Here is a 21,087-nt window from a genome sequence, read left to right on the forward strand (position 1 = left end):
GATGTTGAAGGCCTTCGCCGCCTGACGCTGGCTCATGCCCGCCGCGCAGGCCTGGCGAACCCTGAGATATAGTTCCACGCTGAAAATCCTCGCGCCCTCCCTGCTGTCGCAGAAAGGGAAAGGGTGGACGACTTTTACGCCGCCCGCAGCAGCTCCATGCCGCCGCTTCCGTGGACTAGTTTCTCACCGCCGTTCTCAACAAGCCTGCTTCTACTGGCAGCGGCCTGCTCGGGCTCGTTTTTTGCGCTGCAGCGCCCGCTAATTGGCAGGCACGGCCCCTTGAGAGGAGCATTGTGGTTGCTCCTGTGCGGCACGCTCTGGCTGTCGCCGTGGCTTCCGCAGGGTTTCCACCAGTTCCAGACGGCAGAGACGAGCGCCATTCTCGCTCTCTTGTTCCTCGGGGTGTTCCCGGGGGCGCTGGCCTATCTTACCTGGATGGTGGCAGTCGGCGAGCTTGGAGCCGCAAGGGCGGCCAACCTGCTTTTCTTCATGGCTCCCGCAGCGGCCCTGATCTCGATCCCGGTTGTCGGCACTTGGCCGGGACCAAAAACCGTTGTTGGCGGCCTCATTGCCTTGATCGGAGTCCTCATCGTCCACCGCAGCAAGCTCACTGCCGAGCAACAGCGGAGCGCTCCGAGCTTAAACCGCTGAAATGACTGCTGTTGTTCGAACGCCTGCTTGGGACTCCAAACCGTATCGCAGAAGAACTCCATCGCCAGCGGTGGAACACGCGCCAGATACTTCGATGTCGGCTGTCAACAGCGAGGTAAAGAAAACGGAGGTTTTCTTGCCATAAGTTGCGGGTCATGGCGTTGTCATTTTCAGAAGACAACCGCGCTTTATGTCAGAAGTGTACATCACGGCTTTGATGAGGGGCTATCCAGCTCATCAACAACTCCAGGCTCTGCCGATCATGCCTGTCAGGGCAAGTTTCTGCGCCTTGTATTCCTTCCGGCGCTGTCATCGTTGCCAGCAAGTCGGGCGGAATTACGCTTTTCTTCCCATCACTCCGCCGAGTTGAGCCGCATCCGGGCGCGGCGCTCGCGGCGTTGCAGTTCCCGGCCAAGGCGGATCGACTGCTCGACGAAATCCAGGTGATCGCGGGCGGCCTTGTCGGCCAGGGCGGCGTCGCCCGCCTCGATCGCCGCGATGATTCCGAGGTGCTGGTCCAGCAGCTTGCGGCCGGTGCCGTCGATGCTGCGCAGCAGGTCGCGGTTGTAGAAGATGCCCCGCCGGGTCAGGTCGAAGACCGAGGCCATCATGTGGATCAGCGTCGTGTTGTGGCTGGCGTCCACGACCGCGCTGTGCAGCCGGAAATCGGCCTCCTGCTCGGCCTCGCGGTCCTGGGCGTCCCAGGCGGCCCGAAGCTCGTTCCGGATCGCGGCCAGGCGTTCCTTGTCGGCCGCGGTCGCGCGTTGGGCGGCGAGGCGGGTCGCGAATGCCTCCTGCTCGCGGCGGTATTCCAGGTAATCGTGGAACGCCTCGCCATGGCGCGCATAAAGGGCCAGCATTGCGGGTGACATCGCCCGTCCGGTGAGTTCGGCGATATAGGTGCCGTCGCCGTGGCGGACCGTGACGAGATTGCGGCTTTCGAGAACCTGCAGGGCCTCGCGCAGCTTCGGGCGCGAGACGTGGAAGGCGTCGGCCATCTCGCGTTCGGACGGCAGGCGGGCGCCGCCCTTCAGCACCCCGTCCACGATCATCGTCTCGATTTTGTCCACTACCATCTGGACCACCGATTCGTGGTCGATGGGTTCAAAGACATCCACTGCGATCATGGTCGGCACTCCTCGGCTGCGCGGCGCAGGCGGTCGGCAATAATATTTACCTCGGATGGAACGGTTTCAAGGCGACAGAGAGCCAAGCAAGCAATTGTTATAGAATGTTTTCATGGAACCGGGCTTTGCATCCCATGGTCTTCCTACAGCCTGATCCCCCGATTCTGGATCAAATTCAAAGCTTGGTAAATTAAAATATTGACTTGCGACAGAGGACAATATTATAAACCTCTTGCGGCAGAAGATTGCCGCCCGCCGGGAGGGGCGGTCAGAGGGAGCGGGAGGATGCCGATCATACCCAGCAGGACGCCTGCGCCTTGCCGAGGCGCGGCTTCACGGGCCGGGCCTGCGCAAGCCCCGAGGCTGGCTGCACGCGGCCCCGGACCGCACCGCCTGCCCGGCGGGGCCTGACCGATCGCGCCGTCGCCATGATCCGGTCGCCGTCGCCATGATCCCCAGTGGGCGAGGCGCGGATCAAGGGGACGGACCACCCGGAAATCGTTCTGCGCACGGAAAGGCTCTGCGCAGGTCAAGGCCATGTTTCGGTGAAAGGACGGCACGGAATGGCCGGAACCATCATCGCCTTGGCCGTCCCATACCCAAGCCCCATACCCAAGGGCGGCCTCCGGGGATCGGCCGCCGCTGCGCGCCCTGCAAGGCGCGCCTTGTCCCCGTCCACGCCATCCCCCGCATACCCCCGACAGTCCTTCAGCCAAGGGAAACATGATGAAAGATCAGGGCTCTGACATCGACCCCGTCGAATCGCAGGAATGGCAGGACGCGATCGCCGACGTGATCGAGCGCGACGGCGCGAACCGCGCGCATTTCCTGCTGGACAAGGCGGTGCAGCAGGCCCGCGCGGCCGGCGCCAACCTGCCGTTCTCGGCTACGACGCCCTATCAGAACACGATCCCCGTGGACGACCAGCACGAGTTTCCCGGCGATCTGGACATGGAATGGCGCATCCGCACCATCAACCGCTGGAACGCCATGGCAACCGTCGTGCGGCGCAACAAAGAATCCAGCGAATACGGCGGGCACATCGCCTCCTACGCCTCGTCGGCGGTGATGTATGACGTGGGCCTCAACCACTTCTGGCGCGCGCAGTCGGAGATTCACGGGGGCGACCTGGTGTTCTTCCAGGGCCATGTGATCCCCGGCATCTACGCGCGGTCCTTCATGGAAGGCCGGATTACCGAGGAGCAGTTGCTGAACTTCCGCTCCGAGGTGGGCGGGGGCGGGCTTTCGTCCTATCCGCATCCCTGGCTGATGCCGGATTACTGGCAGTTCCCGACCGTCTCGATGGGCCTCGGGCCGCTGATGGCGATCTACCAGGCGCGGTTCATGAAATACATGCACAACCGGGGCCTGATCGACATGGCCGACCGCAAGGTCTGGTGCTTTCTCGGCGACGGCGAGATGGACGAGCCCGAAAGCCGCGGCGCCATCGATCTGGCCTCGCGCGAGAAGCTGGACAACCTGATCTTCGTCATCAACTGCAACCTGCAGCGGCTGGACGGGCCGGTCCGCGGCAATGGCAAGATCGTGCAGGAGCTGGAGGGCGATTTCCGGGGCGCCGGCTGGAACGTCATCAAGCTGCTCTGGGGCAAGGGCTGGGACCAGCTGCTGGAGAGCGACACCACGGGCCGTCTGCGGCAACTGATGGACGAGACCGTGGATGGCGACTACCAAACCTTCAAGTCGAAGGACGGCGCCTACATCCGCAAGCATTTCTTCGGCAAGTATCCCGAAACCGCGGCGCTGGTCGAGGACTGGACCCACGACCAGATCTGGGCGCTGAACCGCGGCGGCCACGACCCCGAAAAGGTCTACACCGCCTTCCGCAAGGCCATCGAGACGAAGAACCAGCCGACCTGCCTGCTGATCAAGACCATCAAGGGCTATGGCATGGGTTCGGCCGGCGAGGGCCAGAACATCACCCACCAGCAGAAGAAGATGGCCGAGGAGCAGTTGCGCGCCTTCCGCGACCGCTTCAGGATCCCGGTCTCGGACGAGGATCTGCCCAAGGCGCCGTTCGTCGCGCTGAACAACGCGCAGAAGGCCTATCTGGCAGACCGCCGCAAGGCCTTGGGGGGCGATTTCCCGCAGCGCCGCTCGCAGTCGCCGAAGCTGGAGATTCCGCCGCTCGAGGCGTTCGGCGCGCAGCTGACCGGCACGGGCGAGCGCGAGATCTCAACCACCATGGCCTTCGTGCGCATCCTGACCACGCTGCTGCGCGACAAGAACGTCGGGCGGAACGTGGTGCCGATCGTGCCGGACGAGAGCCGCACCTTCGGGATGGAGGGGCTGTTCCGATCGGTCGGGATCTACAACCCCGAGGGGCAGAAATACACCCCCGAGGACCGCGAGCAGATGTCCTACTACCGCGAGTCCGCCGACGGGCAGGTGCTGCAGGAAGGGATCAACGAGGCCGGCGCCATGGCCGACTGGATCGCGGCGGCCACGTCCTATTCCAACCACGGCGTGCCGATGATCCCCTTCTTCATCTACTATTCGATGTTCGGCTTCCAGCGGGTGGGCGACCTTGCCTGGGCCGCGGGCGACAGCCGCGCGCGGGGCTTCATGCTGGGGGGCACGGCGGGCCGCACGACGCTGAACGGCGAGGGGCTGCAGCACGAGGACGGCCACAGCCACATCCTCGCCGGAACCATCCCCAACTGCATCAGCTACGATCCGACCTTCCAGCACGAGGTGGCGGTCATCGTCCATCACGGGCTCACGCGGATGTTCCGGGATCAGGAGGACGTGTATTTCTACCTCACCCTGATGAACGAGAACTACAGCCACCCCGACATGCCCGAAGGCGCCGAGGAGGGCATCATCCGCGGCCTCTACCGCTTTCGCGAGGCGGCCCGGCCGGCAGAGCGGCACGTGAACCTGATGGGCTCGGGCACCATCCTGGTGCAGGCGATCAAGGCCGCCGGGATGCTGGAAGCCGATTTCGGCGTCACCGCCGACATCTGGTCGGCCACCAGCTTCAACGAACTGGCCCGCGACGGCCAGGACGCGGCGCGGTGGAACCGGCTCAACCCGCTTGAGGCGCCGCGCGTGCCCTATGTCACGCAGGCGCTGTCAGGGGCGAAGGGCCCATTCATCGCCGCCACCGACTACATGAAGAATTATGCCGAGCAGATCCGCGCCTTCGTGCCTGGCCGCTACACCGTGCTGGGGACCGACGGCTTCGGCCGCTCGGACAGCCGGGTGAACCTGCGTCGCTTCTTCGAGGTGGACGCGAACCACATCGCGGCGGCGGCAATGGTTGATCTGTTCCGCGAGGGCGCGATCGACGAAGCCACGCTGCGGGACGCGCTTGGCAGATACGACATCGACGGCGGCAAGCCCAACCCCCGGCTGGTCTGATCGGGAGCGAGGAGGAACCACATGGCAATCGAAGTGAACGTTCCCGACATCGGCGACTTCAAGGATGTCCCGATCATCGGCATCCTCGTGAAGGTCGGCGACAGCATCGCCGTCGAGGACCCCCTGATCGAGCTCGAATCCGACAAGGCGACGATGGAAGTGCCAAGTCCGGTCGCAGGCAAGGTCACCGCGATCTCGGTCAGCGCGGGCGACAGGGTGTCCGAAGGCGCGCTGATCCTGACCATCGAGGCCGAGGGGGTGACGGCCGCCGACGCCCCCGCGCAGGACGCGCCCAAGCAGAATATCCCGGACCAGCCCGCCCCGGCGGTGGCGTCAGTGCCGGCTGCGCCCGCGCAGGAGGGGGGCGCCATCACCGACAGCGGCTTCGGCAAGGCCCATGCCTCGCCCTCGGTGCGCGCCTTCGCCCGCCAGTTGGGGGTCGACCTCGGCAGGATCAACGGCAGCGGCCGCAAGGGCCGCATCCTGCGCGAGGACGTGGCCGCCGCGCTGAAGGCCAGCGCCGCCCCCGCCCCCACGGCAGCGGCCCCCGCGCAGGGCGGCATGGGCATCCCGCCGATCCCGATGGTGGACTTTTCCAAGTTCGGCCCCGTCGAGGACGTCGAGATGCCGCGCATCAAGAAGCTGTCCGGCCCCGCGCTGCACCGGTCCTGGCTGAACGTCCCCCACGTCACCCACAACGAGGAGGCCGACATCACCGAGATCGACCGCTACCGCAAGGAGCTGGACGACGAGGCGAAGAAGGAGGGCTACCGCGTTACGCTCTTGTCCTTCGTCATCAAGGCCAGCGTCTCCGCGCTGCGGAAGCACTGGGAGTTCAACTCGTCGATCCACCCGGACGGGGACAAGCTGATCCGCAAGTCCTATTACAACATCGGCTTCGCCGCCGACACGCCGAACGGGCTGGTCGTTCCCGTCATCAAGGACGCCGACCGCAAGGGCATCATCGAGATCTCGAAGGAACTGGGGGAACTCAGCGCCAAGGCCCGCGCGGGCGAGCTGAAGTCGCAGGACATGCAGGGCGCGACCTTCACCATCTCGTCGCTGGGCGGGATCGGCGGCACGTCCTTCACGCCGATCGTCAACGCGCCCGAGGTCGCGATCCTGGGCCTGACCCGGTCGCGGATGGCCCCGGTCTGGGACGGCGCGCAGTTCGTGGCGCGCAACATGCTGCCGATGTCGCTGAGCTACGACCATCGCGCGGTGGACGGGGCGCTGGCCGCCCGCTTTGCCGCGACGCTGCGGCACCTGCTCGGCGATGTGCGCCGGATCATGCTGTAAGGGAGGGCGACGTCATGGAAGTCAAGGTTCCCGATATTGGCGATTTCAAGGACGTGCCGGTCATCAGCATCCTCGTGGCCGTGGGCGATGAGGTGGCCGAGGAACAACCGCTGATCGAGCTTGAGTCCGACAAGGCGACGATGGAGGTGCCCTCTCCCGCCGCCGGCCGGATCGCGGCAATTGCGGTGAAGCCGGGCGACAGGGTGTCGGAAGGCGCACTGATCCTGACGCTGGAGGCCGCAGGCACAGGTCCGGGCGCGGGCGAGGTCGAGCCGCGCAGCACCGACAGCGAATATGGCGGGCGCGGCGGCCCGGCTGACGCCCCGGCCGCGCCGCAGCCCGCCCCGGCGGCGGCGGTTCCCGCCTCGGCGCGCGGCGACGTTCATGCCGAACTCGTGGTGCTCGGTTCCGGCCCTGGCGGCTACACCGCCGCCTTCCGGGCCGCAGACCTCGGCAAGAAGGTCGTGCTGATCGAGCGCAACCCGACCCTCGGCGGCGTCTGCCTCAACGTCGGCTGCATCCCCTCCAAGGCGCTGCTGCACGCCGCCAAGGTCATCACCGAGGCCGAGGAGATGGCCGGCCACGGCATCGCCTTCGACACGCCCGTGGTGGATCTCGACAAGCTGCGCGGCTGGAAGGACTTGGTTGTCAAGCAACTGACCGGCGGCCTGTCCGGGTTGGCCAAGGGCCGCAAGGTGCAGGTGGTGACGGGCTACGGCCGCTTTACCGGCCCGAACATGATCGAGGTCGAACAGGACGGCACGAAGGCCTCGGTCAGCTTCGACCAGTGCATCATCGCCGCCGGATCCGAGCCGGTGACGCTGCCCTTCATCCCGCATGACGACCCCCGCGTGATTGACTCCACCGGCGCGCTGGAACTGGACGGCATCCCCGAACGGATGCTCGTGCTGGGCGGCGGCATCATCGGGCTGGAGATGGCCTGCGTCTATGACGCGCTCGGCACCCGCATCACGGTGGTCGAACTGATGGACCAGATCATCCCCGGTGCCGACAAGGACATCGTGAAGCCCCTGCACAAGCGCATCGAGGGCCGCTACGAGAAGATCCTGCTCAGGACGAAGGTCACGGACGTCAAGGCCGGCAACGACGGCCTGACCGTCACCTTCGAGGACGAGACGGGCGCGACCTCGACCGACAGCTTCGACCGGCTTCTGGTCGCGGTCGGCCGCCGCCCGAACGGCAAGCTGATCGGGGCCGAGGCGGCGGGCGTCGCGGTCGATGAGCGCGGCTTCATCGCCGTGGACAGCCAGCAGCGCACCAACGTGCCGCACATCTTCGCCATCGGCGACGTCGTGGGTCAGCCGATGCTGGCGCACAAGGCGGTGCACGAGGGCAAGGTCGCGGCCGAGGTTGCAGCGGGGCAAAACCGCCATTTCGACGCCCGCGTGATCCCCTCGGTCGCCTACACCGACCCCGAGGTCGCCTGGGTCGGCGTGACCGAGGCGCAGGCCAGGGCCGAAGGCCGCAAGATCGGCAAGGGGATGTTCCCCTGGGCGGCCTCGGGGCGGTCGCTGTCCTTGGGCCGGTCGGAAGGCATCACCAAGGTCATCTTCGACGAGGCCGACGATCGGGTGATCGGCGCGTGCATCGTCGGGCCGAACGCGGGCGACCTGATCGCCGAGGTGGCGCTGGCGATCGAGATGGGCGCCGACGCGGTGGACTTGGGCCATACCATCCACCCCCACCCGACGCTGAGCGAGACGGTCAACTTCGCCGCCGAGATGTTCGAGGGCACGATCACCGACCTGATCCCGCCGAAGAAGCGGCACTGAGCCGGGCGCGCCCGTATCCCGGTTTTCTGAAAGCCCCGGCACGGGAGGTAGCGCCGGGGACCACTGGAGCAACAAGACGGCGGGGCTGTCCCCGTGATCCGAGGAGGAAAGATGACTGGTTTCCTGATATTCATCCTGGCCCTGCTGCCCATCGCCACGGTGTTCCTGCTGCTGGTGGTGCTGGAACGCTCGGCCAAGCTTTCGATGTTCGTGGCCTACCTGGTCACGGCGGCAACGGCCCTTCTGGTTTGGGGCACCGACCTGAACAAGGTTCTGGGGGCCACCGCCAACGGGGCCATCACCGCGATCAGCCTGCTTTACATCATCTTCGGCGCGATCCTGCTGCTGTTCACGCTTGAGGAAAGCGGCGGCATCCGGTCCATCCGCAATGGCTTCACCAGCATCTCGCCCGACCGGCGCATGCAGGCCATCATCATCGCCTGGATGTTCGGCTCGCTGATCGAGGGCGCGTCGGGCTTCGGCACCCCCGCCGCCATCGCCGCGCCCCTGCTGGTCGCGATCGGCTTTCCCGCCATGGCCGCGGTTCTCGTGACGCTGATCATTCAAAGCACGCCGGTGTCCTTCGGCGCGGTCGGCACGCCGATCCTCGTCGGCGTCAACACCGGCCTCGACGGCCAGGAGATCGTCGAGTCGACCATCGCGCCGATGGCCTACAGCGACTATCTGCTGGAGATCGCCGTCAAGGTCGCCACCATCCACGGCCTCGTGGGCTTCCTGATCCCGCTGATGCTGGTCGGGATGCTGACGCGCTTCTTCGGATCCAACCGCTCGTTCATCGAAGGCTTCCGCATCTGGAAATTCGCGCTGTTCGCGGGCCTCGCCTTCACCATCCCCTACTGGATCATCGCCAACATCCTGGGGCCGGAGTTCCCGTCGCTTCTGGGCGGCATCATCGGCCTGCTGATCGTCGTTCCGGCGGCGCGGGCGGGCTTCCTGATGCCGAAGGAGGTCTTCGACTTCCCGCCCCGCACCCAATGGGACGACGCCTGGGTTGGCAAGCTGGACGACCTTGAGGATCACCACGCCAGCCGTCCGGTGATGCCGCTGCTGAAGGCATGGGCGCCCTATCTGCTGGTCGTGGCGCTTTTGGTGCTGACCCGCGCGGTCGGACCGGTCAAGGCATGGCTCACCTCGCCCGAGGTGACGCTGGCGCTGGACAACCTGTTCAGCTCGGGCATCAACGCGCGGGTGCAGGTTCTGTATCTGCCCGGCACGGTGCTGATCCTTGCGTCGATCTTCACCTTCTTCCTGCACGGGATGAGCGGGCGGGACTATGGCCGGGCGCTGCGGTCCTCGGGTTCGACCATGATCGCCGCCGCGCCCGCGCTGCTGCTGGCGGTGCCGATGGTGCAGGTGTTCATCAACTCGGCCTCGGACAGCCTGGCCAGCATGCCGATCGTCCTGGCCGAGGGCGTGTCGTCCGCGGTGGGGCAGGCCTGGCCCATGTTCGCGCCGCTGATCGGGTCGATGGGCGCCTTCGTCGCCGGGTCGAACACGGTCAGCAACATGATGTTCTCGCTGTTCCAGTTCTCGACCGCCGAGCAGATCGGCCTGGGCGCGGCGGGCGCGGGCACCGTGGTGGCGCTGCAGGCCATCGGGGGGGCCGCGGGCAACATGATCTGCGTGCACAACGTGGTCGCCGCCTCGGCCACGGTGGGCCTCGTCAACCGCGAGGGCGAGATCATCCGCATGACCCTGATCCCGATGACCTACTACATCGTCCAGGGCGGGTTCATCGGGCTTGCGCTGCTGGCCGGGGGATTCAACATGTGGTGGATCGCCGCCGTGATCTGGGGTGCGGCCGTGCTGCTTGTCATGTCGCGGAACCGGGGGCGCGCGTCCACCCCCGTCGCCGTCCGAAGCTGAGGTAGGTGAAATGTCCGCAAAGCCCAATCCGCGCGTCGGCCTGTTCGTGACCTGCCTTGTCGATGCCATCCGGCCCGGGATCGGCTTTGCGGCCCTCCAGCTGCTGGAGGAAGCGGGCTGCCGGGTCGAGGTGCCGCAGGCCCAGACCTGCTGCGGCCAGCCGGCGCTGAACAGCGGCGATGACAAGGACGCGGCGGACCTTGCGCGCCGGACCATCGCCGCCTTCGAGGGCCATGACTATGTCGTGCTGCCCTCGGGGTCCTGCGCCGGGACGATGGTGCACGCCTATCCCGAACTGCTGGCGGGCGACCCGGAATGGGCCGCCCGCGCCCGCGACTTTGCCGGGAAGACCCACGAGATCACCAGCTTCCTGGTCGATGTCATGGGCTACCGGCCCCGAGGCCGCCGCCTTGACGCGACGGCCACCTATCACGACAGTTGCGCGGGCCTGCGGGAACTCGGCATCGCCGCGCAGCCGCGCGCGCTTCTCGCCTCGGTCGAGGGGCTTGAAATGCGGGGGCTGGAAGGCAACGACGTCTGCTGCGGCTTCGGCGGCACCTTCTGCGTGAAATATTCCTCCATCTCGAACGCCATCGTCACCGAAAAGGCCGAGGCGGTCGAGCGCACCGGGGCCGACCTGCTGCTGTCGGGCGACCTCGGCTGCCTGATGAACATGGCGGGCAAGCTGCACCGGCGCGGCGCGAAGACCCGCTGCTTCCACACCATCGAGGTTGTCGCGGGCCGCGCGGGCGGCCCCGCCATCGGCGAGGAGGGCTGAGCATGAACGCGCCGCAGCAAGGCTTCAAGGAACGCGCCGACGCCGAACTGAAGAACGCGGTCCTGAAGATCGCCATCGACCGGACCACCGGCAACGCCGAGCGCAAGCGCGCCGTCGCGGTCGCCGCCTTCCCCGAGTTTCAGGCCGCCCGCGCACGGGGCCGCGCCATCAAGGACCATGTCATCGCCCATCTCGACCACTACCTCGAGATGTTCGAACGGAACGCCACCGCCGCGGGCGCGACCGTCCACTGGGCCAGTGATGACGCCGAGGCCCGCGCCATCATCACCCGCATCTGCCTTGAGGCCGACGCGAAGCTTGTCACCCGCGCGAAATCCATGCTGGGCGAAGAGATCGGCCTGCCCCATGCGCTGGCCGACGCCGGGATCGAGCGGGTCGAGACGGACCTGGCCGAGCACATTATCCAGCTTGCGGGCGAACGGCCCTCGCATATCGTCTGGCCCGCCATGCACCGCACCCGCGAGCAGGTGGCCATCCTGTTCAAGGAAGCCCATCATCCGCCGCCCGCCGCCGATGATCCCGCAACCATGGTGCAAAGCGCCCGGCGCGAGCTGCGCGCCAGGTTCCTGGGTGCCGACATCGGCATCTCGGGGGCGAACTTCCTGGTCGCGGACACCGGCGCCACCTGCACCGTCACCAACGAGGGCAACGCCGAGCTGACCACCACGCCCCCCCGCATCCATATCGTCACGGCGGGGATCGAGAAGCTGGTGCCGTCCACCGCCCATGCCTTTGCGCTGCTGCGGCTGCTGGTCCGGTCGGCCACCGGCGGCGAGATGACGCAATACACCACCTTGCACTGCGGCCCGAAACGCCCCGGCGACGCCGACGGCCCCGAGGAGATGCACATCGTCCTGGTGGACAACGGCCGCACGCGGATGCTGGCGGACGAGTTCCGCCCCATGCTGCGCTGCATCCGCTGCGGGGCCTGCATGAACCATTGCGTGGTCTATCGCCAGATCGGCGGGCACGCCTATGGCGGGACCTATCCCGGTCCCATGGGCGCGGTGCTGACGCCGGTTCTGGACGGGCTCGCGCAATCCCGCGACCTGCCCCATGCCTGCACCATGAACGGCCGCTGCGCCGAGGTCTGCCCGGTCGAGATCCCCCTGCCCACGCTGCTGCGGGCCTGGCGCACGCGCAGCTGGCGCGAGCGGCTGGAGCCCCGGTCCGTCCGCGCGGCCCTTGGCCTCTGGGCCATGGCGGCGCGGCGGCCGGGGCTTTACCGCCTGGGCAGCCGCATCGGCGTGCGGGCGCTGCGGCTGTTCGGGCGGCGCGGCTGGATCGCCAGCCTGCCGCTGGCCGGCGGCTGGACCGCCTACCGCGACCTGCCGCGCCCGTTGGGGCGGACCTTCATGGAACAGTACCGCGCCGAACAGGCCCGGAAGGAAGGCCGCAGATGACCGCCCGCGACCGCATCCTTGCCGCCATCCGCGCCGCCCGCCCGGCGCCCCTTCCGCCCGCCGAGGCCATCGCCGCCGAGGCCGCCGCCCTGCTGGATGCGCCCGAAAGCGTCCGCCCCCGGCCCGTCGAAGCGGTGCTGGCGGCCGAGTTCGTGCGGAAAGCCTCGGCCCTCGGGACGAGTTTCGACCATCTGCCCGACAGGGCGGCGATCCCCCTGGCGGTCAACCGCTATCTGGACACACATGGCCTGCCGCCGGCGCTGGCGCTGCAGCCGGCCCCGGCGCTTGCCGCTCTGGACTGGACGGGCATAGATACCCATGACGCCGTCGCGCCTGACCAGACGGCCGCCTTGGGGCTTGCCCTCTGGGGCATCGCCGAGACCGGGTCGCTGGTCATCCACTCCGGGGCGGATGCGCCGATCCTGCTGTCCTTCCTGCCGCTGCACCACATCGTCGTGCTCGAGGAACGCAGCCTGCTACCGCATCTCGAAGACTATGCGGCGCGCATGGCGGGACAGCCCCAGCCCCGCAACGCCATCCTCATCACCGGCCCCAGCGGCACCACCGACATCGAGGGCAGCTATGTCCGGGGCGCGCACGGCCCCGGATTCCTGCATGTCCTCATGATCGGCGGCTGAGGCCGGTCCCGCCCGTCATCCGCATCCCGGACCATCCCGCGTCCGGGCTGCCCCGTCATCGCCGATCCGACTGGAGCTCACGACCATGACGCAGCGATCCCCGACCGACCTCAAGGCGGACCCCGCGCCTGTCGAATCCGGCCCGGCCTTCCTCGACGCGCTTCGCGCAACCGTGGGGCCGCGCCACGTCCTGACCCGGCCGCAGGACACCGAGCGCTTCCGCATGGGATACCGCTCCGGCGGCGGCGAGGCCGAGGCGGTCGTCCGCCCCGGCTCGCTGCTGGAACTGTGGCAGGTGCTGCAGCTTTGCGTGAAGGCGGGACGGATCGTGATCGCGCAGGCGGCCAACACCGGGCTGACCGAGGGCTCGACCCCCAAGGGCACCTATGACCGGCCCGTGGTGATCGTGAACACCCTGCGGCTGTCGCGGATCGACCCGATCCTCGACGGCGCGCAGGTCCTCTGCCACGCGGGGGCGACGCTTTACGAGCTTGAGCGCAGGCTCGATCCCCTGGGGCGCGATCCCCATTCGGTGATCGGATCAAGCTGCATCGGCGCCTCGGTCGTGGGCGGGGTCTGCAACAACTCGGGCGGCGCCTTGGTGCGGCGGGGCCCGGCCTACACGGAACTGGCGCTGTTCGCCCGGCTGGATGCGGACGGGACGCTGCGGCTGGTCAACAACCTCGGGCTGCGGCTCGGCAATGATCCTGAGGCGATTCTGCGCCGCCTGGATGCGGGCGAGATCCGGCCCGGGGACGTGGACCCCCAAGCCGGCGCGGCGTCCGATCACGGCTATGCGGAACGCGTCCGCGACGTGGATGCAGAAACGCCCGGCCGCTTCAACGCCGATCCGGGGCGGCTGCACGAGGCCTCGGGCTGCGCCGGGCGGCTCGCCGTCTTCGCGGTGCGGCTGGACACCTTCCCGCGCCCCGCCGCGGCCGAGGTCCTTTACGTCGGCACCAACGACGCGGCCGCGCTTGCCACCCTGCGCCGTCGCCTTCTCACCGAACTCGACCCGCTGCCGATCGTGGGCGAGTATATCCATCGCGAGGCCTGGGACATGGCGGCCCGCTTTGGCCGGGACACGCGCCTGTTCATCGAATGGTTCGGCACCGCCCGGATGCCCGTAATGTTCGCGCTGAAGGCTTGGGCGGATGCGCGGCTGCGGAAGATTCCCCTGACTTCGGACCTCAGCGACCGCGTCCTTCAGGTCGCGGGCCAGCTTGCGCCGGGACGGCTGCCGCGCCGGATGCGCGACTTCCGCAACCGTTTCGAGCATCACCTGATCCTCAGGGTGGAAGCCCCGGTCGATCACGCCGGGCGCATCCTGAACGAGACGGTGGGCGCCGACGGCTGGTTCCGCTGCACGCCCGGCGAAGGGTCAAAGGCGTTGCTGCACCGCTTTGCGGTGGCGGGCGCGGCCGTGCGATACGAAGCGATGAACCGGCGCCGCACCGGGGGCCTGGTGGCGCTGGACGTGGCGCTTCGGCGCAACGACCGCGACTGGATCAAGCCGGTGCCGCCGGAATGGGCGGACCAGGTGGCGGCGACCCTTTCCTATGGCCATTTCCTTTGCCACGTCTTCCATCTGGACTACGTGCTGAAGAAGGGCGCCGATCCCGCTGCCTTCAAGAAGGCCATGCTGGCGATGCTGGACGCCGAGGGTGCCGAATACCCGGCCGAGCACAACGTGGGCCATCTTTATCACGCCAAGCCCCAGCTTGCCGCCTTCTACGAGGGCCTCGATCCCTTGGCGCGCTTCAACCCCGGAATCGGCGGCACGCGCCGTTCCTGAGGGCTGCCGCCGGTCCCGGCGGGATCGGTCCGGTGCCCTCATGCCTTTGGCGGAACGGCTGTTCCGCCGGGTCTGCCTCTGCCCCGGTCTGCGGCAAGGCGGCAGGGGCGACCGGGCAGGGTTCCGGGCGCGGGCCATCCGCGGCCCGTTGCCCCCCTGTCGGCGGCTCCGGCCTGTCCTGCCCCTCTACATCAACGCCTGCTGTCCCCCCGGATACCGGTCGCCGCTGCCATCCGGCCGGGACCGGCGGACCGGGCGGGGCGCGGCCCGGCATGTCACGCCTTCATGGCCGTGTCCCGATGCGCAGGCTTCATCATTTCCTTTCTTCCGGGTATCTGGCGGAGCAATGTTCTGAACCTGCCTGCAAACTCAGGTCGCTGCCCGTGGGCCTGCCGCCCCCCGCCCTGCGTCTGCGGGACTTGGCAGGCTTGCATCAGCCGGGGATGCGGGGGGTTCCGATCCGGCCTTGCGCGCTGCCGGATAGCGCGCCGATGCGGACTGAAGGAAATGCCGATGCAGACCCCTGCGCCCCTGACGGTTCTTGGCCTTGTCGCCCTTGCCACCACGGCGATCGTCTGCGGCGACACGGCCGGCAAGCTGCTGACGGGGGCGGGGGTGCAGCCGCTGTTCGTGGCCTGGTCGCGCTTCGCGCTGGCGGCCCTGCTGCTGTTCTGGGTGCTGGGCCTGCGGCCGGCCGGCCTGGGGCGCCTGCTGGACTGGCGGCTGATCCTGCGGGCGGCCCTGATCGTCGGCGCCATCGCCTCGATCCTGACCGCGCTTCGGACCGAGCCCATCGCGAATGTCTTCGGCGCCTTCTTCATCGGCCCGATCGTGGCCTATGTGCTGTCGGCCCTGGTGCTGGGCGAGCGCGTGTCCTGGGCGCGCACGGTGATGCTGGCGCTGGGATTTGCCGGCGTGCTGCTGGTCGTCCGGCCCGGCGGCGAGATGGGGACCGGCATGATCTTCGCGGTGATGGCCGGCACGCTCTACGGCTCGTATCTTGCCGCGACGCGCTGGCTGACCGCCTTCTATCCGCCGCCCTTCCTGCTCGGCTCGCAACTGGTGATCGGGGCGGTGCTGCTGCTGCCTGCGGGCCTTGCCAGCATTCCGGCAAGCGCCGACCTGCGGGTCTGGGTGCTTGTGATCGTCAGTTCGCTTGCCTCTGCCTTCGGCAACTATCTGCTGGTGGTCGTGAACCGGACGACGCCGGCGACGGTCTCGGCGCCCCTCATCTATTTCCAGTTGATCGCCGCCACCGTGATCGGGTTCCTCGTCTTCGGCGACTGGCCGGAACCGCTGACCCTGCTCGGCCTTGCCGTGATCTTCGCCTCGGGTGTCGGCGGCCTGGCGCTAGTGCCGAGGCGCTAGGCGCGGCGGCCCCGTTCGTGGCGTACACTGACAAGCGCCACGAAGCTGCTCTGCAGTAGCTCAGCCTCTGCACGCGATCCACCCGCGCAGGGGCGCGGGAGGGCCGCAGGCGCCTTGTTCCCCGGACACGCCCGAGAAACCTAAACGCCGTCTGCAGAGCGCACTGCGCCCAAGCGACCGTATGCAAACCGCAACAGGGCCAAAGGCGAGCGGAGCCCTGAAGGAATTGCGCCAGCGCCAGTCTGTCTCGCAACCCTCGTCCGAACGAAGCCCTGGCTCCGCTCGCCGCCATCGCCTGTCCTGAGCTTCCGATTGTGGGACGGCGCGCGCGTTCTACCGAAGGGGAGAAGGCAAGCAGGGCGGCTCGACATTCACTCCTTACCCACTTCCTTGGCGTTCCCTCCCGTTCGCGGCAGAAAGCGATAGACCGACGACCGTGCGATGCCGAGCTGCCTGAATAGCCCCATGTTTCGTGGACGCCTTCTTCGCTAACTTTGAGGCAAGGAGGCCATGATGGGCACGGGCAATTTCACTGACGACTTCAAGCGCGATGCTGTCGCGCAGATCACGGAACGGGGTTATCCGGCAAAGGAAGTTTCGGCACGGCTGGGTGTGAGCACGCACTCGCTCTATGCCTGGAAGCGCAAGTTCGCGAAGGCAGTGTCGGGTGATACCGAGAAGGACGCCGAGATCCGTCGGCTGAAGCGCGAGCTGGTCCGGGTGTCGGAGGAGCGTGACATCCTAAAAAAGGCCACCGCGTATTTCGCCAGGGATGCAAAGTGAGATACGCGTTCGTGGCCGAGCATCGGGGTCAGTTTTCGGTGCGGGCGATGTGCCGCTGCCTGCGTATCCAGCCGAGCGGGTTCTATGCGTGGCTGAAGACACCGCTGAGCCAGCGGGCGCAGGAAGACAGGCGCCAGACCGAGTTGCTGCAAAAGGCCTGGGTTGAGAGCGGCAAGGTCTACGGCTACCGCAAGCTGCATGACGATCTGGTCGAACAGGGCGAAAGCATTTGTCCGAACCGCGTTTCCCGACTGGCGCAACTGGCGGGGATCAAGGCACAGATCGGCTACAAGCGCCGCCCCGGCAGCTATGGCGGCAAGCCGTCGGTCGTGGTCGACATCGAGCCGGTGAACGCCACCGGTTCGAGAGAACCGGCGAGGCCTCGACCGGCAGTTTGATGTCGAGGTTCGCCCGAATATTTCGCACTGATGGCCATGGGCCTGCTCGCCACGACCGCCATGTCCGACAATGGCCCGGCGAAAAGCATCGCAATGGTATTGTTCGGCATCGTACTGGGTCTCGCCGGCACCGATGTGAATTCCGGGGTCGAGCGGTTCACCTTCGGGCTTACCAGCTTGCAGGACGGTGTCAGCATGGTGGTCATCGCCATGGGTCTGTTTGGCGTATCGGAAATCATCTTCAGCTTCGCCACCACCACAGCCGTGGTCGAGAAGATCAGCATGCGCCGGCTGAAGCGCGATCACGAACAGCGCTGGCGCATCGCCAATGCCGCTTTGGCCGACAGCCTGCCAGGCCTTCAGGCGGTTAGCGAATTCGGCGGCACGAATTTCTTGCTGACCGATCCCAAGCGCCAGCTGCAGGCCGATGCGCTGGCCCGGGCGGCGCTGGCGCGGGGAATCGTGATCGAATCGGTAGCGCCCTGCTATTCGTGCCACGCGCAGGGCGCCCACCGCTTCCGCATCGGCGTCTCGTCGATCGGTCAGGACCGGATCCGGCCCGGCCTTGCGCTGCTGGCCGATCTGGTCGCCGAACTGCGCTCCACGGGAACCTTTTCCGCGCCACCAACCGGCGCGGGCTTGCCGACCTCGGCCTCCCGTGCGCCCAGCCGAAAGACGCAATGCACCAACTTGAAAGCCGGCATCGTCACCTAAGTCCGAGCAGCCGGGAAGGTCTGGATCACTGCCGGAAGGGATTGACGATCCGAAGCCTGCCTTCGATCAGCTGACCATGCTGAAGATCTTCCGTATAGAACCGCTCGCAGCCGCTGGTCAGCGCAGCCGAGACGATCATCGCGTCATAGACCGAAAACCCATATCGCTCGCCGACAGCCATGGGTCTCTCCACCACGGGCGCGCGGGAGCCACTCCCCCGCTTTCCCACCCGTCGCGCAGCCCCCGGCCTGTCTCTTCCTCTTGCACCCCCTGCCCCGCTGTTTCGGCCTTATCGGTTCCGATGACGCCAGTCCCATGGCATGTCGAATTGTGAGGACCAGGTGCAGCGACCGGCTTGGCGAACGGCGGCTTTTTCATCCAGATAGGCGGTCGAATATTAGCCATAAACCAAGATCCAACCCTGTGCGACCATCCGTCGTGCAGCAGCATGCGGCAGAGGAACCGCGGGCTGCGCGGGGCGACCGTGCCACCTGCTGTGGCCACCCGGACGCCTTTGACCCCGATCGTTTCCCGAACCCGCCCGACCGCTATAGGCGCGGGGCCGTGCATCTGCATCGTTGCCAGCTTTGCCCTGCAGGAAGCGGTGATCATCCTGTCGACCCTGCTGGCCCGCTTCCGCTTCGAGCCCGTCCCGAACCGTACGCCTGATCCGCAGATGATCCTGACCCTTCGCCCGCAAGGCGGCGTCTGGCTTACGGTGCGCCCCCGCCGCTGAGCAGCGCACGCCGAAGGCATTCGTGAAGGCCCGAAGCCTGCGCGTTTGGGGAACATAACGCGCTTGGCATCTACAGCGGAAACTATGATGAGAGCCATCGATCCCAAGAATTCTACCGCACGCGTCCACGCGCCAGAGGTCAGGAAAGGCTGCCCCCTGGCGAGCCTGTCCTGTCAGGGCGCCGCCGCTGCGGGAGTGTCGCGGCTTCCCAGATACTGCCGTGCCGTCACGGCAGCCAGGATCGCAAGGCCAAGGGCAGTCGAGATCGGCTCTGGCGCGATCAGCAGCAGAGCGGCCAGGACCAGTACGATCCGCTCGACCACCCAAAGCGGGCCAAGCAGCCAGTTGGTGATCGCCGCCGACAGCGCCACGATGCCCAGGACCGCGCCGGTGAAGGCCAGCAGGAAATCGGGCAATGTGAAGGCCTGCGTGACGATCAGCAGCGAAGGCGAGAAGACGAAGACGAAAGGCACCATGGCCTTGCCCATCGACAGCCGGAAGGCGGTGTTGCCCGCCTTGAAGCCGTTGGCCCCCGCGATCCCCGCGCCTGCATAGGCGGCAAGGGCCACCGGCGGCGTCACGTCGGCAAGAACCCCGAAGTAGAAGACGAAGAAGTGGGCCACCAGCGGTTCCACGTTCATCATCCCCAGCACCGGCGCGGCCACTGCCACCATGATGATATAGTTGGCGGTCGTCGGCACGCCGCAGCCCATCAGGATGCAGACCACGGCCGTCATCACCAGCGTGAACAGCAGGGTCAGGGTCTGGACGGTGAACAGCTCGAACGGCAGAAAGCCCAGGAAGGCGTGGAAATCAGCCGCCCCGCTGGCTGCGACCGAGGTCACCATGAAGGCGATCTTGAAGCCCACGCCCGTCAGCGTGACGATGCCGATGACGACCCCCACGAGGGCAGCGGCAGCGGTCACCGACAACGACTGGCGTGCGCCGGACACGAAACCCTCGAAGATGCCGGCGGCGGTTTCCTTGATGCCACCCAGGACGCCGGAGGCCATTATCCGCTGGATCAGATAGACGGCCATGCAGGCGGCAATGGCCCAGAAGGCCGACAGGAAGGGGGTGCGGCCCGACATCAGCATCCAGACCAGCAGGATCAGCGGCGCGACCGACAGCCAGCCTTCGCGCAGAACCTTTCCGGCCTTGGGCAGTTCTTCTTTCGTCAGGCCGCGGATGCCCAGGCGCTTGGCTTCCAGGTGGACCTGCACCAGCACGCCGAAGAAATGCATGAAGGCGGGCACGATGGCTGCGATCAGGATGGTGCGCAGCGGGATGCCCAGGTATTCGACCATCAGGAAGGCCACCGCCCCCATCACCGGCGGCGTGATCTGCCCGCCGGTCGAGGACGCCGCCTCGACCGCGGCGGCGAAGTGGCGCTTGAAGCCGATCTTGATCATCGCCGGAATGGTCAGCGCGCCCGTGGTCACCGTGTTGGCGATGGACGAGCCGGAGATCGTGCCCAGCATGGCTGAGGACACGACCGAGACCTTGGCGGGCCCCCCCGAGAAACGCCCGGTCAGCGCGGTGGCCAGGTCGATGAACAACTGCCCCAACCCGATCTTCTGCGCCATCACCCCGAACAGGACGAAATGGAACACATAGGTGGCGATCACCCCAAGCGCGGTGCCATAGATTCCCTGCGAGGTCAGATACAGGTGGTTTATGATCGTGTTCCAGTCTGCGCCGGGATGGACCAGAATGCCGGGCATCGACCGGCCCCAATAGGCATAAGCGATGAACAGCGCCGCGATCACCGGCAGGGGCCAACCCATCGACCGGCGCACGGCCTCCATCAGCGTGACCAGCAGCAGCGTGCCCATCACGATATCCAACGTCAATGGATTGCCGACGCGGAAGGCAAGCTGGTCATAAATCCAGGGCACATAGAAGGAACTGACCGCCCCGGCGATGGCGAACAGCCAGTCATAGACCGGAATGCCCAGAATGACGAAGCCCGTGGTCTTGTGGCGGTCTCTGTGGAAGGCCGCGAAGCTGAGAAAGATCACGAACAGCGACACGCCCATGTGCAGCCCGCGATGGGTGGTGGCGCGCGGGATGCCAAAGCCTGCTGTGTAGAAATGATAGACCGACAGCAGGAACAGGATGACCCCGGTCAGGATCGCCACCGGTCGCAGGACGGTGCGGAACCGGGCCTCGGGGTCGTATTCTTCCTCCAGCGCGCGCAGTTCGGCGTCGGTCAGTTGGCGTGCAGTTTCGTTCATTCGTCATTCCTGCGTTTCAGGGACGGAAAAAGGACGCGGACCACGGGTCCGCGTCCTTTGAACCGGATCGGACCCGTG

General features: G+C 67.0%; 14 protein-coding genes and 2 pseudogenes. 13 read left to right on the top strand and 3 right to left on the bottom strand.

The annotated features are described in order from the left end of the window. Positions 1–123: 123 nt before the first annotated feature. Positions 124–651: a DMT family transporter gene (locus tag ACTJI6_RS18755; protein ID WP_440802848.1), complete on the top strand. Its 528-nt coding sequence runs from the start codon at positions 124–126 to the stop codon at positions 649–651. A 353-nt stretch (positions 652–1,004) separates the two neighbouring features. On the opposite strand, the gene ACTJI6_RS18760 is transcribed toward ACTJI6_RS18755, so the two are convergent. After that, positions 1,005–1,778, bottom strand: coding sequence for a FadR/GntR family transcriptional regulator (locus tag ACTJI6_RS18760; protein ID WP_440802851.1), 774 nt, complete (start codon positions 1,776–1,778; stop codon positions 1,005–1,007). Between the two features lie 726 nt (positions 1,779–2,504). Between ACTJI6_RS18760 and aceE the strand changes: the two genes are divergently transcribed. The 11 genes and pseudogenes from aceE to ACTJI6_RS18815 form a co-directional block, all read left to right on the top strand. Continuing rightward, a complete protein-coding gene (aceE, locus tag ACTJI6_RS18765; RefSeq protein ID WP_440802854.1) occupies positions 2,505–5,159 on the top strand; it encodes a pyruvate dehydrogenase (acetyl-transferring), homodimeric type in 2,655 nt (884 codons plus the stop codon). 21 nt (positions 5,160–5,180) lie between these two features. Then, positions 5,181–6,458 carry a dihydrolipoyllysine-residue acetyltransferase gene (gene aceF, locus ACTJI6_RS18770; RefSeq protein WP_440802857.1) on the top strand — a complete coding sequence of 426 codons (1,278 nt, stop codon included), beginning with the start codon at positions 5,181–5,183 and terminating at the stop codon, positions 6,456–6,458. A 14-nt stretch (positions 6,459–6,472) separates the two neighbouring features. Next, complete coding sequence (gene lpdA / locus ACTJI6_RS18775; protein WP_440802859.1) at positions 6,473–8,251, top strand: dihydrolipoyl dehydrogenase; 1,779 nt, start codon at positions 6,473–6,475, stop codon at positions 8,249–8,251. Positions 8,252–8,362: 111 nt separating this feature from the next. Beyond that, on the top strand, positions 8,363–10,138 hold the full coding sequence (locus tag ACTJI6_RS18780) for an L-lactate permease (RefSeq protein WP_440802861.1): 1,776 nt from the start codon (positions 8,363–8,365) through the stop codon (positions 10,136–10,138). Between the two features lie 10 nt (positions 10,139–10,148). Beyond that, positions 10,149–10,916, top strand: coding sequence for a (Fe-S)-binding protein (locus tag ACTJI6_RS18785; RefSeq protein WP_440802863.1), 768 nt, complete (start codon positions 10,149–10,151; stop codon positions 10,914–10,916). 2 nt (positions 10,917–10,918) lie between these two features. Continuing rightward, the gene (locus tag ACTJI6_RS18790) at positions 10,919–12,340 is read left to right on the top strand and encodes a lactate utilization protein B (protein ID WP_112875449.1); all 1,422 of its coding nucleotides are present in this window, start codon (positions 10,919–10,921) and stop codon (positions 12,338–12,340) included. Then, positions 12,337–12,978 carry a LutC/YkgG family protein gene (locus ACTJI6_RS18795; RefSeq protein ID WP_112875448.1) on the top strand — a complete coding sequence of 214 codons (642 nt, stop codon included), beginning with the start codon at positions 12,337–12,339 and terminating at the stop codon, positions 12,976–12,978. The genes ACTJI6_RS18790 and ACTJI6_RS18795 overlap by 4 nt, the downstream gene beginning before the upstream one ends. A gap of 85 nt (positions 12,979–13,063) precedes the next feature. Continuing rightward, the gene (gene dld / locus ACTJI6_RS18800) at positions 13,064–14,773 is read left to right on the top strand and encodes a D-lactate dehydrogenase (protein ID WP_052041972.1); all 1,710 of its coding nucleotides are present in this window, start codon (positions 13,064–13,066) and stop codon (positions 14,771–14,773) included. 513 nt (positions 14,774–15,286) lie between these two features. Then, complete coding sequence (locus tag ACTJI6_RS18805; RefSeq protein WP_112875447.1) at positions 15,287–16,141, top strand: DMT family transporter; 855 nt, start codon at positions 15,287–15,289, stop codon at positions 16,139–16,141. A 513-nt stretch (positions 16,142–16,654) separates the two neighbouring features. Next, a pseudogene (locus ACTJI6_RS18810) lies at positions 16,655–17,262 on the top strand (transposase); the annotation flags it as partial. Between the two features lie 78 nt (positions 17,263–17,340). Further along, positions 17,341–18,036, top strand: a pseudogene (locus ACTJI6_RS18815) (tripartite tricarboxylate transporter permease); the annotation flags it as partial. A 25-nt stretch (positions 18,037–18,061) separates the two neighbouring features. On the opposite strand, the gene ACTJI6_RS18820 reads toward ACTJI6_RS18815, so the two are convergent. Continuing rightward, positions 18,062–18,217, bottom strand: a complete 156-nt coding sequence (locus ACTJI6_RS18820) for a hypothetical protein (RefSeq protein WP_440802869.1) — start codon at positions 18,215–18,217, stop codon at positions 18,062–18,064. Between the two features lie 423 nt (positions 18,218–18,640). Between ACTJI6_RS18820 and ACTJI6_RS18825 the strand changes: the two genes are divergently transcribed. Further along, positions 18,641–18,772 (top strand): hypothetical protein, encoded by a 132-nt coding sequence (locus ACTJI6_RS18825; protein WP_420899433.1) that lies wholly within the window; start codon positions 18,641–18,643, stop codon positions 18,770–18,772. Between the two features lie 173 nt (positions 18,773–18,945). On the opposite strand, the gene ACTJI6_RS18830 is transcribed toward ACTJI6_RS18825, so the two are convergent. Continuing rightward, positions 18,946–21,009, bottom strand: coding sequence for a TRAP transporter permease (locus ACTJI6_RS18830; protein WP_126156396.1), 2,064 nt, complete (start codon positions 21,007–21,009; stop codon positions 18,946–18,948). Between the last annotated feature and the right edge of the window lie 78 nt (positions 21,010–21,087).

It is taken from the genome of Paracoccus sp. 22332 (genome assembly GCF_052045125.1).
Taxonomy (GTDB): Bacteria; Pseudomonadota; Alphaproteobacteria; order Rhodobacterales; family Rhodobacteraceae; genus Paracoccus; species Paracoccus haematequi_A.

Excerpts from the sequence above, each read along its gene's own strand:
- ACTJI6_RS18760 (WP_440802851.1), bottom strand. The coding sequence starts at position 1,778 with ATGATCGCAGTGGATGTCTTTGAACCCATCGACCACGAATCGGTGGTC.
- aceE (WP_440802854.1), top strand. The coding sequence starts at position 2,505 with ATGAAAGATCAGGGCTCTGACATCGACCCCGTCGAATCGCAGGAATGG.
- aceF (WP_440802857.1), top strand. The coding sequence starts at position 5,181 with ATGGCAATCGAAGTGAACGTTCCCGACATCGGCGACTTCAAGGATGTC.
- lpdA (WP_440802859.1), top strand. The coding sequence starts at position 6,473 with ATGGAAGTCAAGGTTCCCGATATTGGCGATTTCAAGGACGTGCCGGTC.
- ACTJI6_RS18780 (WP_440802861.1), top strand. The coding sequence starts at position 8,363 with ATGACTGGTTTCCTGATATTCATCCTGGCCCTGCTGCCCATCGCCACG.
- ACTJI6_RS18785 (WP_440802863.1), top strand. The coding sequence starts at position 10,149 with ATGTCCGCAAAGCCCAATCCGCGCGTCGGCCTGTTCGTGACCTGCCTT.
- ACTJI6_RS18790 (WP_112875449.1), top strand. The coding sequence starts at position 10,919 with ATGAACGCGCCGCAGCAAGGCTTCAAGGAACGCGCCGACGCCGAACTG.
- ACTJI6_RS18795 (WP_112875448.1), top strand. The coding sequence starts at position 12,337 with ATGACCGCCCGCGACCGCATCCTTGCCGCCATCCGCGCCGCCCGCCCG.
- dld (WP_052041972.1), top strand. The coding sequence starts at position 13,064 with ATGACGCAGCGATCCCCGACCGACCTCAAGGCGGACCCCGCGCCTGTC.
- ACTJI6_RS18805 (WP_112875447.1), top strand. The coding sequence starts at position 15,287 with ATGCAGACCCCTGCGCCCCTGACGGTTCTTGGCCTTGTCGCCCTTGCC.
- ACTJI6_RS18820 (WP_440802869.1), bottom strand. The coding sequence starts at position 18,217 with ATGGCTGTCGGCGAGCGATATGGGTTTTCGGTCTATGACGCGATGATC.
- ACTJI6_RS18830 (WP_126156396.1), bottom strand. The coding sequence starts at position 21,009 with ATGAACGAAACTGCACGCCAACTGACCGACGCCGAACTGCGCGCGCTG.